Origin of the sequence: Bradyrhizobium sp. USDA 4541, assembly GCF_024171085.1 — a bacterium.
Lineage (GTDB): Bacteria > Pseudomonadota > Alphaproteobacteria > Rhizobiales > Xanthobacteraceae > Bradyrhizobium > Bradyrhizobium australafricanum.
Genome location: NZ_JALJZF010000001.1, coordinates 1,344,449 through 1,358,675 on the forward strand (window position 1 = coordinate 1,344,449; position 14,227 = coordinate 1,358,675).

16 protein-coding genes are annotated in these 14,227 nt (G+C 64.4%); 6 read left to right on the plus strand and 10 right to left on the minus strand.

The genetic code is table 11. The features are described from left to right. Positions 1-93 precede the first annotated feature (93 nt). Positions 94-879, minus strand: coding sequence for an endonuclease III (gene nth, locus J2R80_RS06325; RefSeq protein ID WP_210262631.1), 786 nt, complete (start codon positions 877-879; stop codon positions 94-96). Positions 880-901: 22 nt separating this feature from the next. Between nth and J2R80_RS06330 the strand changes: the two genes are divergently transcribed. Continuing rightward, entirely contained in the window at positions 902-1,462 is a 561-nt protein-coding gene (locus J2R80_RS06330) for a DUF2244 domain-containing protein (protein WP_244558980.1), read from the plus strand. A 273-nt stretch (positions 1,463-1,735) separates the two neighbouring features. After that, positions 1,736-2,632, plus strand: coding sequence for a bifunctional helix-turn-helix domain-containing protein/methylated-DNA--[protein]-cysteine S-methyltransferase (locus J2R80_RS06335; protein ID WP_057020364.1), 897 nt, complete (start codon positions 1,736-1,738; stop codon positions 2,630-2,632). A 124-nt stretch (positions 2,633-2,756) separates the two neighbouring features. Here the strand turns inward: J2R80_RS06335 and J2R80_RS06340 are convergent, their stop codons facing one another. From J2R80_RS06340 to dnaK, 8 genes are all read right to left on the minus strand, one after another. Beyond that, the gene (locus J2R80_RS06340; RefSeq protein WP_028341753.1) at positions 2,757-3,380 is read right to left on the minus strand and encodes a 2,3-bisphosphoglycerate-dependent phosphoglycerate mutase; all 624 of its coding nucleotides are present in this window, start codon (positions 3,378-3,380) and stop codon (positions 2,757-2,759) included. A 47-nt stretch (positions 3,381-3,427) separates the two neighbouring features. Continuing rightward, positions 3,428-4,240, minus strand: coding sequence for a 4-hydroxy-tetrahydrodipicolinate reductase (gene dapB / locus J2R80_RS06345; RefSeq protein WP_016841511.1), 813 nt, complete (start codon positions 4,238-4,240; stop codon positions 3,428-3,430). A 71-nt stretch (positions 4,241-4,311) separates the two neighbouring features. Continuing rightward, on the minus strand, positions 4,312-4,608 hold the full coding sequence (locus J2R80_RS06350; protein WP_253638206.1) for a DUF1330 domain-containing protein: 297 nt from the start codon (positions 4,606-4,608) through the stop codon (positions 4,312-4,314). A 21-nt stretch (positions 4,609-4,629) separates the two neighbouring features. After that, positions 4,630-5,340, minus strand: coding sequence for an orotidine-5'-phosphate decarboxylase (gene pyrF, locus J2R80_RS06355; protein WP_253638207.1), 711 nt, complete (start codon positions 5,338-5,340; stop codon positions 4,630-4,632). Between the two features lie 6 nt (positions 5,341-5,346). Further along, complete coding sequence (locus J2R80_RS06360; RefSeq protein WP_253638208.1) at positions 5,347-5,925, minus strand: NADPH-dependent FMN reductase; 579 nt, start codon at positions 5,923-5,925, stop codon at positions 5,347-5,349. Between the two features lie 48 nt (positions 5,926-5,973). Further along, positions 5,974-6,576 carry a class I SAM-dependent methyltransferase gene (locus J2R80_RS06365; RefSeq protein ID WP_057020360.1) on the minus strand — a complete coding sequence of 201 codons (603 nt, stop codon included), beginning with the start codon at positions 6,574-6,576 and terminating at the stop codon, positions 5,974-5,976. A 99-nt stretch (positions 6,577-6,675) separates the two neighbouring features. Next, positions 6,676-7,803, minus strand: coding sequence for a molecular chaperone DnaJ (gene dnaJ / locus J2R80_RS06370; protein WP_050383491.1), 1,128 nt, complete (start codon positions 7,801-7,803; stop codon positions 6,676-6,678). Between the two features lie 172 nt (positions 7,804-7,975). Further along, positions 7,976-9,877, minus strand: coding sequence for a molecular chaperone DnaK (gene dnaK / locus J2R80_RS06375; protein WP_028335770.1), 1,902 nt, complete (start codon positions 9,875-9,877; stop codon positions 7,976-7,978). A 566-nt stretch (positions 9,878-10,443) separates the two neighbouring features. Between dnaK and J2R80_RS06380 the strand changes: the two genes are divergently transcribed. From J2R80_RS06380 to J2R80_RS06395, 4 genes are all read left to right on the plus strand, one after another. Further along, a complete protein-coding gene (locus tag J2R80_RS06380; RefSeq protein WP_057020358.1) occupies positions 10,444-11,379 on the plus strand; it encodes a hypothetical protein in 936 nt (311 codons plus the stop codon). A gap of 84 nt (positions 11,380-11,463) precedes the next feature. Beyond that, the gene (gene pncA, locus J2R80_RS06385; RefSeq protein WP_057020357.1) at positions 11,464-12,174 is read left to right on the plus strand and encodes a bifunctional nicotinamidase/pyrazinamidase; all 711 of its coding nucleotides are present in this window, start codon (positions 11,464-11,466) and stop codon (positions 12,172-12,174) included. A gap of 22 nt (positions 12,175-12,196) precedes the next feature. Continuing rightward, complete coding sequence (locus J2R80_RS06390) at positions 12,197-13,051, plus strand: AraC family transcriptional regulator (RefSeq protein ID WP_253638209.1); 855 nt, start codon at positions 12,197-12,199, stop codon at positions 13,049-13,051. A gap of 68 nt (positions 13,052-13,119) precedes the next feature. Then, positions 13,120-13,545, plus strand: a complete 426-nt coding sequence (locus J2R80_RS06395) for a VOC family protein (RefSeq protein WP_253638210.1) — start codon at positions 13,120-13,122, stop codon at positions 13,543-13,545. Between the two features lie 48 nt (positions 13,546-13,593). Here J2R80_RS06395 and grpE read toward each other — a convergent pair whose 3' ends face one another. Then, positions 13,594-14,199: a nucleotide exchange factor GrpE gene (gene grpE / locus J2R80_RS06400; protein WP_253638211.1), complete on the minus strand. Its 606-nt coding sequence runs from the start codon at positions 14,197-14,199 to the stop codon at positions 13,594-13,596. Positions 14,200-14,227: the final 28 nt, after the last annotated feature.

Here is a 14,227-nt window from a genome sequence, read left to right on the forward strand (position 1 = left end):
AATCACGCACCGGAACAGCCGACGAACCTATCACGCGGACCGGCATCCACTTCGCTCGAGAACGCCCTGATAGCACATGACGACGATCATGCCTCAGACGGTCTTTTCCGGCCACCGGCAGAGATCATTGATCAGACACACGTCGCAACGTGGACCGCGGGCGAGGCAGGTGTAGCGGCCATGCAGGATCAGCCAGTGATGGGCGTGCAGCATGAACTCGGTCGGGATCACTTTTTCCAATCCCAGCTCGACCTCGAGCGGCGTCTTGCCGGGCGCGAGCCCGGTGCGGTTGCCGACGCGAAACACATGGGTGTCGACCGCCATCGTGTGCTCGCCGAACGCCATGTTGAGCACGACATTCGCGGTCTTGCGGCCGGCGCCGGGCAGCGATTCGATCTCGGCACGCGTGCGCGGCACCTCGCCGCCGAACTCGGCGATCAGCTTCTGCGAGAGCGCGATGACGTTCTTCGCCTTGTTGCGATAGAGCCCGATGGTCTTGATGTAGTCGCGCACTTTGTCCTCGCCGAGCTCAAGCATCTTGTCCGGCGTGTCGGCGACCGCGAACAGCGCTCGCGTCGCCTTGTTGACGCCGGCGTCGGTCGCCTGCGCCGACAGCACCACCGCAACGAGCAGCGTGTAGGGATTGAGGTGCTCGAGCTCGCCCTTGGGCTCGGGATTGGCTTTGCGGAACCGGTCGAAGGCCTCGTAGACCTCCTCCGATGTCCATGGCTTTGACTTTACGGTTCGCTTGGCGGCCTTCTTGGCCGCCTTCTTTGCCCCGCGTTTGGGCAGCAGCCTTGCCGCATTCGCAGGCTTCTTCTTCGGTGCGGAACGAACGCTTGATGTGCTGGCGCGTTGAGAGCGGATGATTTTGGCCATGAACCGGATATACTGATACGTCATGACCGCAGGCAACGACTTTGATCCGGGCGAAGACCGCAGGGCCAATGATCTCGCGGCTGATGCCGCTGAGGCCGAGCCCAAACTGTTCTCGGCATTGCTGACGCCGCACCGCTCGCTGAATCGCACCGGCTTTATCGTGCTGATGTCGTTCGTCACCGTGGTCAGCTTCATCGCCGGCGCGGTGTTCTGGTGGCTCGGCGCCTGGCCGATCTTCGGCTTCTTCGGCCTCGACGCGCTGGTGATCTATTGGGCGTTCAAGGTCAATTTCCGCTCCGCCAAGGCGAGCGAGGAGATCACCGTCACACCGTCGGAACTGCGGGTGCGCAGGATCAGCCATCGCGGCCATGTGGCCGAATGGGTGCTCAATCCGCTCTGGGTGCGGTTCGAACAGATCTCGCATGAGGAGTTCGGTATCGAGCGGCTCTATCTGGTCTCCCGGGGCCGCCGGGTCAGCGTTGGCAGCTTCCTCGGACCGGACGAAAAGGCCAGCTTCTCCAAGGCCTTGACGGCGGCGCTCAACGCCGCGAAACGCGGACCGACTTACAACCCCATCCACTAGTGTGCTGAATGCGAAGTTCGTGCGATTTCGCGGCAACCACTTTCACGAACTTCGCATTCATAAAGCACACTAGAATCAAAGGTTTGCTAGTGTCCTTATCGAATCCGAAGTTCGCTCCGAAGGTGCGGCAAATGATACGAACTTCGGATTCGGGACGCTAGTCGAGCTTACTTTTGAGCATGATCTTGCCGGAAAACCGGTCCCCACTTTTCCGGATCATGCTTGTCAGAAATCGGGTGGTTTGGACGCGCCATGGCTCCTAAATCAGACACCATGATGACACTCGCCATACACGACCAGCGCCTGGCCAAGCCGGGCCTCCAGAGCGCCGCGCTGCGCGACTATGACTCGGTTCGGCGCGCCATCGCGTTCATCTCGGAGCATTGGCGCACACAGCCGACCATCGAAGCGATGGCCGATGCCGCCGCCGTCACGCCGGATGAGTTGCACCATCTGTTCCGCCGCTGGGCCGGGCTGACGCCGAAGGCTTTCATGCAGGCGCTGACCCTGGACCACGCCAAGAACCTGCTGCGCGATTCCGCCAGCGTGCTCGACGCGGCACTCGACTCCGGCCTGTCAGGGCCGGGACGGCTGCACGACCTGTTCGTCACGCATGAGGCGATGTCGCCGGGCGAATGGAAGACCGGCGCCGGCGGCATGACGCTGCGCTACGGCTTCCATCCCTCGCCGTTCGGCACCGCGATCGTGATCGCAACGGATCGCGGGCTTGCGGGGCTTGCCTTCGCCGATCACGGCGACGAGCAGACCGCATTCGCCGACATGAAGCGGCGCTGGCCGAACGCGACCTATGTCGAGGACACCGACGGCACCGCCGCGCTGGCGCAGCGCGTGTTCGATACAAGGTTGTGGCGGGCGGACCAGCCGCTGCGCGTCGTCTTGATCGGCACCGACTTCGAGGTGCGGGTGTGGGAGACGCTGCTCAAGGTCCCGATGGGCCGCGCGGTCAGCTATTCCGACATCGCCTGCAAGATCAACAGCCCGAAAGCCTCGCGCGCGGTCGGCGCCGCGGTCGGCCGCAATCCGGTGTCGTTCGTGGTGCCCTGCCATCGCGCGCTCGGCAAGAGCGGCGCGCTGACCGGCTATCACTGGGGCATCACCCGCAAGCAGGCGATGCTGGGCTGGGAAGCCGGCCAGGTCGGATTGCACTAACCTCTATCTCGTCATTACGGGATGGTCCGAAGGACCAGACCACAGATGCGCAATTGCGCATCGGGGAATCTCGAGATTCCGGGTTCGATGCTGCGCATCGCCCCGGAATGACAACATCAAACCTCTACCCCGCGAGATCGACCTTGGACGCAACGGTGGAATCGGCATTGAGCCGATAGACCACCGGCGCGCCGGTGGCGAGTTCGCGCTTGAGGATCTGCTCCGGCGTCAGCTTCTCCAGCACCATGATCAGCGCGCGCAGCGAATTGCCGTGGGCGGCGATCAGCGTGCGCTGGCCGCGCAGCACGCCGGGCAGGATCTCCTGTACGTAATAGGGCAGCGTGCGCGCCAGCGTGTCCTTCAGGCTTTCGCCGCCGGGCGGCGGCACGTCGTAGGAACGGCGCCAGATCAGAACCTGATCCTCGCCCCACTTCTTGCGGGCGTCGTCCTTGTTGAGGCCGGAGAGATCACCGTAATCGCGTTCATTGAGCGCGAGATTCTTCGTGGTCGGCAATCCGGTCTGGCCGATCTGCTCCAGCATCAGCTTCAGCGTGTGCTGCGCACGGGTAAGATCGGAGGTGAACGCGACATCGAACGACAGGCCCTGCGCCTTCAGCTTGCGGCCGGCCTCGTTCGCTTCGTTGACGCCCTGCTCGGTGAGATCAGGGTCCTTCCACCCGGTGAACAGGTTCTTCAGATTCCAGTCGCTCTGACCGTGACGAACGAGCACAAGGAGACGATCACTCATTTCAGATTCCGTTTTCGCTTAGCTGGATTTCATTCCGTCGAGCGGTGTCAGTCGCTCAACCCGAGGACGTCGGCCATCGAATACATGCCTGGCTTCTTGCCATGCGCCCACAGCGCTGCCTTCAGCGCGCCCTGCGCGAACAGCGCGCGATCCTCTGCATGGTGCGAGAGCGTGATGCGCTCGGAGGGGCCGGCAAAGATCACGCTGTGATCGCCGGCCGCAGTGCCGCCGCGCAACGAGGCAAAGCCGATATCGCCCGCGCGCCGCGCACCGGTGAGGCCATCGCGGCCGCGCGCCGAATGCTGATCGAGCGCGATTCCGCGTCCCGCGGCCGCGGCTTCGCCGAGCATCAAGGCGGTGCCCGACGGCGCATCGATCTTGGACTTGTGGTGCATCTCGAGAATTTCGATGTCAAAGCTCTGGTCGAGCGATTGCGCGACGCGCTTGACGAGCGCGGCGAGCAGATTGACGCCGAGGCTCATATTGCCTGACTTCACCACGATGGCGCGATTGGTCACGCTGCGGATCACCGCATCGTCGGACGGCGACATCCCGGTGGTGCCGATGACGTGAACGAGGCCGCGCTCGGCCGCGATCGCGACGTTGGCGATGGTCGCGGCCGGCACGGTGAAATCCAAGATGCCGTCGGCGCCGGCCGACATCGACCACAGATCGGCCGACAGCTTGACGTCATTGGCGGGGAGGCCGGCGAGCACGCCGGCGTCCTTGCCGAGCAGTTCCGAGCCCGGCGCTTCCAGCGCGCCGACCAGCACCGCCCCCGGGGTTTCGGAAATCACCCGGGTCAGCGTGCGGCCCATCCGGCCGCCGGCTCCCGCAACGATCAAACGCATGTCAGCCATGGCTCACCTCTCCACGCGATATAGCGAGCCAAGGCTGTTCCGGCAACCGAACCGGCTACCCGATGTGCGGACTATGGGCAGTCGTGCCCCTCGATGATGATGAGGTCGGCGATCGAATGCGGCTGCCGCACCTTGATGTTGGCTTGGTATTCCGGCGATTGGTAGCAAGCGAGCGCGGTCGCGTAATCGGGGAATTCGATCACGACATTGCGGGAGCGGCTCTGGCCCTCCACGCCGGTGAACTTGCCACCGCGAACGATGAACTTGCCGCCGAATTTCTGGAAGATGGCGGGGTTGGCCGCCATGTAGGGCTTGTAGCCTTCCTCATTGTGAACGTCGACGCGTCCAATCCAGTATCCCTTCGCCATCTCTGTTCTCCCTCTTGTTGTTCAGGCGAGCGCCTGGGCGATTTCGGCGTGAATGGCTTCGGCTGATGCCTTCGGGTCGGCGGCTTCCATCACCGGACGTCCGACCACGAGATAGTCGGCGCCGGTGGCAATGGCGCGAGCCGGCGTCATGATGCGCTTCTGGTCGCCGGTCGCCGAGCCTGCGGGGCGGATGCCCGGGGTCACCAGGTTCATCTGGTCGCCGACGATCTTGCGCAAGGCGGCGGCCTCCTCGGGCGAGCTGACGAGGCCGTCAACGCCAAGCGCCTGCGCCTGTTTGGCGCGCGCTTCGACGAGATCGGAGACGTTGAGGCGATAGCCCGCCGCATGCAGATCGGTGTCGTCGTAGGAGGTCAGCACCGTCACCGCGAGGATCTTCAGGCCGGAGCCGGCGCGTGCCTCGACCGCCGCCTTCATGGTCTGCGGGTAGGCATGCACGGTGAGGAAGGTCGCGCCAAGCCCGGCGACGCTTTCGACCCCGCGCGCGACGGTGTTGCCGATGTCGTGCAGCTTCAGATCGAGGAAGACCTTCTTGCCGCTGCCTGCAAGCTGCTTCGCCAGGATGAGGCCGCCGGCATAACCGAGCTGATAGCCGATCTTGTAGAAGGTGACGGCATCGCCGAGCCGGTCGATCATCGCCTCGGCGCTGGCGACGGACGGCAGATCGAGCGCCACGATCAACCGGTCTCTTGGAGCGATCCTGGCTGGCTGCATGTCACCTCACATCATGCGTTGGGATTGGTCGATCAGCTGCCGCACCAGCGCCTGCATCGCGTCGATGTCGGCTTGGTGCTTCAGATGATCCATATCGTCGTAGGCCTGCTCGGCAAATGACAGCGCGAGCTGGTTTGGGATCACGGTGGCGCGGCACGCCGTCAGGATCAGGCGCAGCGCAGCCAGCGCGCGGGTGCCGCCGAGCCGGTTGCCGGATGCGGCTGAAATCGCGAACGCGCGGCCGTGGAACACCTGACCTCGCACCTCATGCGGATCCTGCACGCGGCTCACCCAGTCGATCGTGTTCTTCACCAGCGCCGGCAACGAGGAATTGTATTCCGGCGTCACGATCAGCACGCCATGATGGACGCCGATCATCCGCTTCAGATTCACGGCATGCTGCGGCACGCCGGATTTCGCCTGCAGGTCGCCATCATAGATCGGCAGCGGAAAATCGCCGAGCGAGATGCGGGTGACGTCGGCGCCGGATTGCGCCAGTTCGTGCGCCAGCACGGCAGCCAGCTTCGCATTGAGCGAGCCTGACCGAAGCGATCCGGGGATCACGAGGATTTTCAGCGCGGACATTTTGAAATCGCAGGTAAGGCGCTCGCCCGGCGCGACGGCGCCGGGTGGTCAGCCCTTGCGATACACCCAGACCCGCGCGGGCGGAAGGTTCATCCAGATCCGCTCGGAGGCCTCTGTGGACACGCCCGGCAGCGACTTCGGAATCGGAGGCACCACCGAATAGGTGAACTGGATGAACGGCGCGCCGGGTGCGAGCGCCAGGAAAGCGTCACGGACCAGCCTCAGGCGGGTCAGCATCGGCTTGGTGACGAGCGGCAGGCCGGAGACCACGGCCGAGGCGGGAGATTTCATGACATCCCACAGCGTGTCGCGGAGCCTGTAGGCGTCGCCCTGGACCACCTTGGCCTGCGGATAACGTTCGCGCAGCAACGCGCAGAAACCGGGATTGTATTCGACCAGGACGAGACGCTTCTGGTCGACGCCGTGCTCGATCAGCGCGTTGGTGATCGCCCCGGTGCCGGGTCCAAGTTCGACGACCGGCCCCTCGGCGTCGCGATCGACATATTGCGCCATGGTGCGGGCGAGCAGCCGTCCGGACGGCATCACCGCGCCCATATGCAGCGGCTTCTCCATCCATGAACGGAGAAATCGAACCTCGTCGTCGAGACGGAGGGGCTTCTTCGACGCACGCACGGACGATTGCAAAGGCATGTCGCTACCAGGCGGGGACCGCACAATCGAGCGGTTGTCAGAAAACAGTCACAAAGACGTATAGATCGAAGTCGTTACGGTCAAGCATAACGACTGCGGCTAGACGGAGCGATTGCCAAAGAAGTCCTTGACCTTAGAGAAGAAACCCGCTGCCTCCGGCTGGGTTGCGCCGGACGACAGCTTTTCGAACTCCATCAGCAGTTCTTGCTGCTTCTTGGTCAGATTCTGCGGCGTTTCGACCACGACCTGGACATACATGTCGCCAGTCTGGCGCGAGCGGAGCACCGGCATACCCTTTGATGCGATGCGGAATCGCCGGCTGGACTGGGTGCCGGCAGGCACCTTCACCTTGGTCTTGCCCTTGTCGATGGTCGGCACCTCGAATTCGCCGCCGAGCGCTGCGGTCACCATCGAGATCGGCACGCGGCAGTGCAGGTCGGCGCCGTCGCGCTGGAAGAATTGGTGCGTGGTCAGCGACAGGAAGATGTAGAGGTCGCCGGGCGGTCCGCCGCGGACACCGGCCTCGCCTTCACCGGCGAGACGAATGCGGGTGCCGTCCTCGACGCCCGGGGGAATGTTGACCGACAGCGTGCGCTCGCGCGTCACCCGGCCGGAACCGGCGCAGGAGGTGCAGGCATCCTCGATCATCTGGCCGCGACCCTGACAGCCGGGACAGGTCCGCTCCAGCGTGAAGAAGCCCTGGGCCTGCCGGACACGGCCGGCGCCGCCGCAATGCGAGCAGGTCTTCGGCTTGGTGCCGGCCTTGGCGCCGGTGCCCGAGCAGGATTCGCAGGTGACCGAGACCGGGATCTCGATCTGCGCGGTCTTGCCCTGGAAGGCCTCCTCGAGCGTGATCTCCATGTTGTAGCGCAGGTCGGCTCCGCGCTCGCGGCCGCCGCTGCGACGCTGCCCGGCCATGCCGAACAGGTCTTCGAAAATGTCGGAGAAGGATGAGGCGAAGCCGGCGCCGAAGCCGGGGCCGCCACCGCCCATGCCCTGCTCGAAAGCGGCATGGCCGAAGCGGTCATAGGCGGCGCGCTTGTCGCCGTCCTTCAGCACCTCATAGGCTTCGTTGATTTCCTTGAATCGGACTTCGCTGGTGGCGTCGCCCGGATTCTTGTCCGGATGCCATTTCATCGCGAGCTTGCGGAAAGCCGATTTGAGCTTGGTCTCGTCCGCGTTCCGCTCAACCTCGAGGGTCTCGTAATAGCAGCGCTTGGTGGACATCCTTCAATTCCGTCCGAAGTTCATCGCGATCGCCAAAGATTGCGCTGACGATTGCGTCAAGGATTGCGCCTGTCTGGAAGATGCAGCGATCGCCTTAAAGAAAAATGACCCCCACTCCTCCGAGACGCGGCGCGTGCTCATTGGTGTGAGGGTCATGATCGCAAACCCGCGCTTAAGCAGACTTCTTGTTGTTCTTGTCGTCGTCGACCTCGGTGAACTCCGCGTCGACAACGTCATCCTTAGCAGCGTCCTTGGCCGCATCGGCCTCGGCCTGCTGCTTGTACATGGCCTCGCCGAGCTTCATCGAAGCCTGCGCCAGCGTGTTGGTCTTGGCCTTGATCGCCTCGGCGTCGTCGCCCTTCAGCGCTTCCTTGAGGTCGCTGACGGCGTCTTCGATCGCGCGGCGCTCGGTGTCGGCGATCTTCGAACCGTGTTCGGCCAGAGCCTTCTCGGTCGAGTGAACCAGACCGTCGGCATGGTTCTTGGCGTCGACAGCCTCACGGCGCTTCTTGTCCTCGGCCGCGTTGACCTCGGCGTCCTTGACCATCTTGTCGATGTCGGCCTCGGACAGACCGCCGGATGCCTGGATCCGGATCTGCTGTTCCTTGCCGGTCGCCTTGTCCTTGGCCGAGACGTTGACGATACCGTTGGCGTCGATGTCGAAGGTCACCTCGATCTGCGGCATGCCGCGCGGAGCCGGCGGAATACCCATCAGGTCGAACTGGCCGAGCATCTTGTTGTCGGCCGCCATTTCACGCTCGCCCTGGAAGACCCGGATGGTGACAGCGCCCTGATTGTCTTCGGCGGTCGAGAACACCTGGCTCTTCTTGGTCGGGATCGTGGTGTTGCGGTCGATGATGCGGGTGAACACACCGCCCAGCGTCTCGATGCCCAGCGACAGCGGGGTCACGTCGAGCAGCAGCACGTCCTTGACATCGCCCTGCAGCACGCCGGCCTGGATCGCAGCGCCGATCGCGACGACCTCGTCGGGATTGACGCCCTTATGCGGCTCCTTGCCGAAGAACTGCTTCACGACTTCCTGGATCTTCGGCATGCGGGTCATGCCGCCGACCAGCACCACTTCGCCGATCTCGCCGGCGGTCAGGCCGGCATCCTTCAGCGCCTTGCGGCACGGCTCGATGGTCTTCTCGACGAGATCGGCCACCAGCGCCTCGAACTTGGCGCGGGTCAGCTTCATCGTCAGATGCTTCGGACCGGTCTGGTCAGCCGTGATGAACGGCAGGTTGATTTCGGTCTGCGTGGTCGACGACAGCTCGATCTTGGCCTTCTCCGCAGCCTCCTTCAGGCGCTGCAGGGCAAGCTTGTCGTTGCGCAGGTTGATGCCCTGCTCCTTCTGGAATTCGTCGGCGAGATAGCCGACCAGGCGCATGTCGAAATCTTCACCGCCGAGGAAGGTGTCGCCGTTGGTCGACTTCACCTCGAACACGCCGTCGCCGATCTCGAGGATCGAGACGTCGAAGGTGCCGCCGCCGAGGTCGTACACGGCGATCGTGCCGGACTTCGACTTGTCGAGACCGTAGGCGAGCGCGGCAGCCGTCGGCTCGTTGATGATGCGCAGCACTTCGAGGCCGGCGATCTTGCCGGCGTCCTTGGTGGCCTGACGCTGCGCGTCGTTGAAATAGGCGGGAACCGTGATGACGGCCTGCTCGACCTTCTGGCCGAGATGCGCCTCAGCGGTCTCCTTCATCTTCTGCAGAATGAAGGCCGAGACCTGCGAGGGCGAATAGGTCTTGCCATCGGCTTCGACCCAGGCGTCGCCGTTCGATGCCTTGACGATCTTGTAGGGAACGAGCTTCTTGTCCTTCTCGACCATCGGGTCGTCATAGCGGCGGCCAATGAGGCGCTTCACCGCAAAGAACGTACGCTCGGGATTGGTCACCGCCTGGCGCTTCGCCGGCTGGCCGACGAGGCGCTCGCCATCGTCAGTGAAAGCAACGATCGACGGCGTCGTTCGCATGCCCTCGGCATTCTCGATCACCTTGGCGTTCTTGCCATCCATTACGGCGACGCACGAATTCGTGGTGCCGAGGTCGATCCCAATGACCTTACCCATGGTTTTGATATCCTCTTTGCTACGGCAGGTTGGTTGGGCCCTGACGGCGCTCCGTACCGAACCCCCAGACGTTCACATACTCGCGATATTGCGACGGTGAGCCTGATATAGGAGAGAGGGTCCTGCCCGCAAGGACTGGACGCAACGTTGAGGCCTGAAAAGACTGACGTTTGAAAGATTGTGTCAGCCCGGCTGCAGCGCCGGTTCAAGCCCGATCCAAGTTAACAAATCGGCAATGATGCGGCACGCCGTCGACCGCGAACATCCGCCACGCGACGTCCGCGCTGTTGAGTGAACACTCACAAACGTCGTATGCGGAAGCGGGCGCAGGCCGAGGGCGCGCTGTTTGGCCGCTGGTGGCCGATCGTCGGAAACGTCGGGAAACTGGAAAGTGCCAGCCAATCGGGACGAAAAGCCCATGGAATCGGGCCTGCAGGCCCGGAGCGCGGCTTTGGCGGCCTGTTGCAGGGTCATCAAAACCGCTAAAAGCGGTCCGACTGAAAGAGGCCATCCAGCCCTGCACCGGCCCCGTTGCGCGGCCACCAAGCAAAACCGGTAGATCCCCCATGACGCCTTTTCGACTTCTCGTTGCGGTTGCCTTGCTGCTTGCTGCCACCTGTCGTGGCTTTGCCGCCGACGTGGTGTTTCCGCCGGGCGCGCATGTCGGGATGAAGCCGCTGGTGGGCCTCAACCGCGCCAAGTCGTTCATCGGCTTCGAGACCGAGGACCAGGGCGTGAAGGTCTTGATCGCCGATCTGCCCGCGGACGCCTACAACGAGGTCGTGAGCGCCTTCAAGGCCAACCCGGCCGGCAGCGGAAACATCAAGCCGGAGAGCCTCGAGACGCCGGCGGGCCTCGCCTATTACACCGTGGAGAGCGCGCGTGACGGCACCACCAATGTGCGGCGCTACTCCATGATCCTGCCGGGACCGACCTTCTCCGGCTATGTCGCCGTACAGGTGCCGGAGAACGCGAGCAAGATCTACACCGACGACGCCGTGCGGCAGATGTTCGCCACCGCCCAGATCCGCAACGAGGTGCCGGTCGACGAGCAGCTAAGCATGATGCCGTTCAAGGTCACCGAGCTCAGCAGCTTCAAGAATGTCCGCATGCTGGCGCCGGGCGCGGCGCTGCTGATGGCCGACGGCGACGACAAGGGCCTTGAGACCAAGCCCTTTATGCTGCTTGGCATCATCGGCTCGGCCCCGGCCACACCGGATGATCGCGGCCGCTTCGCCCAGCAGATCGCCACCACGATCCCCGGCGTGCGCGACGGGCGGATCACCATGTCCGAACCGATCCGGATCGACGGCCAGCCCGGCTTCGAGACGCGCATCGACGCCGTCAGCGGCAAGGACAATACCCCGGTGACCATCGTGCAGTGGCTGCGGTTCGGCGCGCAAACATCGATGCGCATCATCGGCAGCTCCCCGCGCACCGATTGGGAGAAGGCCTTCCCGCGCTTCCGCGCGGTGCGCGACGGCATCCAGCCGCGCGGCTGACAGGCCCGCCGAAAAATCGGACTTTCGCAGCTCCACGAACGGAACTAGCCTCCTCGTGCAATTATCAAAGCGAGGAGGGGCGCGATGCCGGATCGACGACAGGTTGTTGCAGGCCTCGGTACGCTGGCGCTTGCCGCGCTGGTTCCAAAACATCTCTGGGCGGCTGCGATCAAGCCCGACGACGGCTCCGCGCTGCTCGTGATCGACGTCCAGAACTGCTTCCTGCCCGGCGGCAGCCTTGCCGTGAAGGACGGCGAGCAGGTGGTGCCGGTGATCAACCGGATCGCCAAGAGCTTTGCCAATGTGGTGATGACGCAGGACTGGCACACGCCCGGACACATCTCCTTTGCCTCGACCCATTCCGGCAAGAAGCCGTTCGAGACCGTCGACCTTGCCTATGGCAAGCAGGTGCTGTGGCCCGACCACTGCGTGCAGGGCACCGACGGCGCATCGCTATCGAAGGAACTCGCGATCCCGCAGGCCGAGCTGATCATCCGCAAGGGTTTTCACAAGGACGTCGACAGCTACTCCGCCTTCACCGAGGCCGACGGCAAGACCACCACCGGGCTCGCCGCCTATCTCAAGGCGCGCAACGTCGAGCGGGTTTTCGTGGCCGGGCTCGCCACCGATTTCTGCGTGGCATGGACCGCGCTCGATGCGCGCAAGGCCGGCTTCGAGACCTATGTGGTGGAAGATGCCTGCCGCGGCATCGACACCCAGGGATCGCTCGCCAAGGCCTGGGACGACATGGCCAAGGCCGGCGTCAAGCGCATCCAGTCCTCGGATATCGCGTAAGACGCAGCCTCGCGAGATTCGCATGGCCGAGCCTGCGTCACCTCATGCATTCGATCTCGCGCAGCGCCTGCCGTCGCCGCGCATGGCTGGCCTGATCGTCCGGATCACAGGTTATCGCGAGACCGCAACGGGCCGGTTCGCGCAGCGGCAGACCGCGCCGCTGATCGTCCCGCTGATCATCAGTTTCGGCTCGCCGTTCCTGATCGCGCTGTCGCGCGAGCCCGGTGCGGCCGATCGTCAGCTCAGCTTCGCCGCCGGCCTGCATGCCGGGCCTGTCTACATCGAGTCCGACGGGCGCGCCGCCTGCGTGCAGGTCGATTTCACCCCGCTCGGCGCCTACGGCTTCTTCGGCGGCGCCGTGACCGACCTGGTCGGGAGCATGGTCGATATCGACGATGTGCTCGGCCATGATGGCCGTCGTCTGCGTGAACAGCTCGGCGCCGTGACCTGCTGGCAGCGCCGCTTCGACCTGATCGAGGCGTTCGTGCTGCGCCGCGCCGGCCACATGCCGTCTCCCGAAGTCGCGTTCGCCTATCGAAAACTGGCGCGTTCGGCCGGCGCCATCAGCATCACGGCATTGGCCGACGAGATCGGCTGGAGCCGCAAGCATCTGGCTGGCCGGTTTCGGTCCGAACTCGGCCTCGCCCCCAAATCGCTGGCGCGCATGATGCGGTTTCACCGGGCGAGCAGCCTGGCACAAAGCGGCGCAGCGCTTGGCTGGGCGGGGATCGCGGCGGAAAGCGGCTATGCCGACCAGGCCCATCTCGCCCGCGAGTTCGTCGAATTCGCAGGCGAACCGCCAACCGCCTGGGCGCGCCGCCGGGCGCTGACCGACCGCCGGCTGGTTCACGCCGGCGATGGGCTGGCGGACTGGTAACAAACCTTCAAGCCAACGCCGCGTTGCCCCGTGCAGGATGGCGCCGTCAGCCAAGGAGGTGAGCGACCATGACGCACGACATCGAACCGCCCCGCATCTACCCGACCCTGCGCTGCAAGGACGCCGAGGCGATGACCAATTGGCTCACGACGGTGCTTGGGTTCACCGAACACGTCGTCTACCGCGATGGCGGCGTGATCCATCACGCCGAGCTCGCCTATGGTTCCTCGATGCTGATGCTGGGCCAGAGCCGCGACGACGCATATGGCAGGCTGGTCGGCGACCTCGACCACCGCCGCACCGACTCGATCTATATCGCCGTCGACGATCCCGACGCGCTGCACGCGAAGGTCAAGGCTGCCGGAGCGAAGATCGAGATGGAACTGCGAAACACGGATTATGGCAGCCGCGACTTCGCCTGCCGCGATCCGGAAGGAAATCTCTGGAGCTTCGGCACCTATTGGCCGAAGGCACACGAGAAGCCGCGACCGTGAGCCCGCGCAATCCGCGAGCTCACAGACGGGTGTCCGGGATCGGACGGATCAGGCGGTGATGTCAGCGGTCGGGGCGGCCTTGGCGCCGCCCTTGGAGACGCCGACCAGCGCCGGACGCAGGATGCGCTCGCCGATCATGTAACCGGCCTGCACGACCTGCACCACGGTGCCCGACGGCACCGACGGATCGGGCACCTCGAACATCGCCTGCTGGAAGTTCGGATCGAACTTCTCGCCGATCGGGTCGAACTTCTTGACGCCGTTCTTCTCCAGCGCGTTGAGCAGCGAACGTTCGGTCAGCTCAACGCCTTCGATCAGCGCCTTCAGGCCGGGATCGGCGGCTTCCTTGGTCTCGGCCGGCACCGCATCGAGCGCGCGCTGCAGGTTGTCGGCGATATCGAGCACGTCGCGGGCAAAGCCGGTGATGCCGTAGGTCTTGGCGTCGGCGACCTCGCGGCGGGTGCGCTGGCGGAGATTCTCCATCTCGGCCAGGGTGCGCAGCGTCCGGTCGCGCGCCTCGGCGAGTTCCTTGTTCAGCGCCTCCGCCGATGCGGCCTCGGGCTCGTCAGGCATGATGTAGGGTTTCGAGACCACGGGCTCACCCGTCGGCGCCGAATTCTCGGTGTTGTCATTGGCCCGGTTCGGATCGGTCATGGCTTGCCTTCTCGAAAACTCGCGTCGA

Bases quoted from the DNA above. Each gene is read 5' to 3' on its own strand.
- nth (WP_210262631.1), bottom strand. From the start codon at position 879: ATGGCCAAAATCATCCGCTCTCAACGCGCCAGCACATCAAGCGTTCGT.
- J2R80_RS06330 (WP_244558980.1), top strand. From the start codon at position 902: ATGACCGCAGGCAACGACTTTGATCCGGGCGAAGACCGCAGGGCCAAT.
- J2R80_RS06335 (WP_057020364.1), top strand. From the start codon at position 1,736: ATGATGACACTCGCCATACACGACCAGCGCCTGGCCAAGCCGGGCCTC.
- J2R80_RS06340 (WP_028341753.1), bottom strand. From the start codon at position 3,380: ATGAGTGATCGTCTCCTTGTGCTCGTTCGTCACGGTCAGAGCGACTGG.
- dapB (WP_016841511.1), bottom strand. From the start codon at position 4,240: ATGGCTGACATGCGTTTGATCGTTGCGGGAGCCGGCGGCCGGATGGGC.
- J2R80_RS06350 (WP_253638206.1), bottom strand. From the start codon at position 4,608: ATGGCGAAGGGATACTGGATTGGACGCGTCGACGTTCACAATGAGGAA.
- pyrF (WP_253638207.1), bottom strand. From the start codon at position 5,340: ATGCAGCCAGCCAGGATCGCTCCAAGAGACCGGTTGATCGTGGCGCTC.
- J2R80_RS06360 (WP_253638208.1), bottom strand. From the start codon at position 5,925: ATGTCCGCGCTGAAAATCCTCGTGATCCCCGGATCGCTTCGGTCAGGC.
- J2R80_RS06365 (WP_057020360.1), bottom strand. From the start codon at position 6,576: ATGCCTTTGCAATCGTCCGTGCGTGCGTCGAAGAAGCCCCTCCGTCTC.
- dnaJ (WP_050383491.1), bottom strand. From the start codon at position 7,803: ATGTCCACCAAGCGCTGCTATTACGAGACCCTCGAGGTTGAGCGGAAC.
- dnaK (WP_028335770.1), bottom strand. From the start codon at position 9,877: ATGGGTAAGGTCATTGGGATCGACCTCGGCACCACGAATTCGTGCGTC.
- J2R80_RS06380 (WP_057020358.1), top strand. From the start codon at position 10,444: ATGACGCCTTTTCGACTTCTCGTTGCGGTTGCCTTGCTGCTTGCTGCC.
- pncA (WP_057020357.1), top strand. From the start codon at position 11,464: ATGCCGGATCGACGACAGGTTGTTGCAGGCCTCGGTACGCTGGCGCTT.
- J2R80_RS06390 (WP_253638209.1), top strand. From the start codon at position 12,197: ATGGCCGAGCCTGCGTCACCTCATGCATTCGATCTCGCGCAGCGCCTG.
- J2R80_RS06395 (WP_253638210.1), top strand. From the start codon at position 13,120: ATGACGCACGACATCGAACCGCCCCGCATCTACCCGACCCTGCGCTGC.
- grpE (WP_253638211.1), bottom strand. From the start codon at position 14,199: ATGACCGATCCGAACCGGGCCAATGACAACACCGAGAATTCGGCGCCG.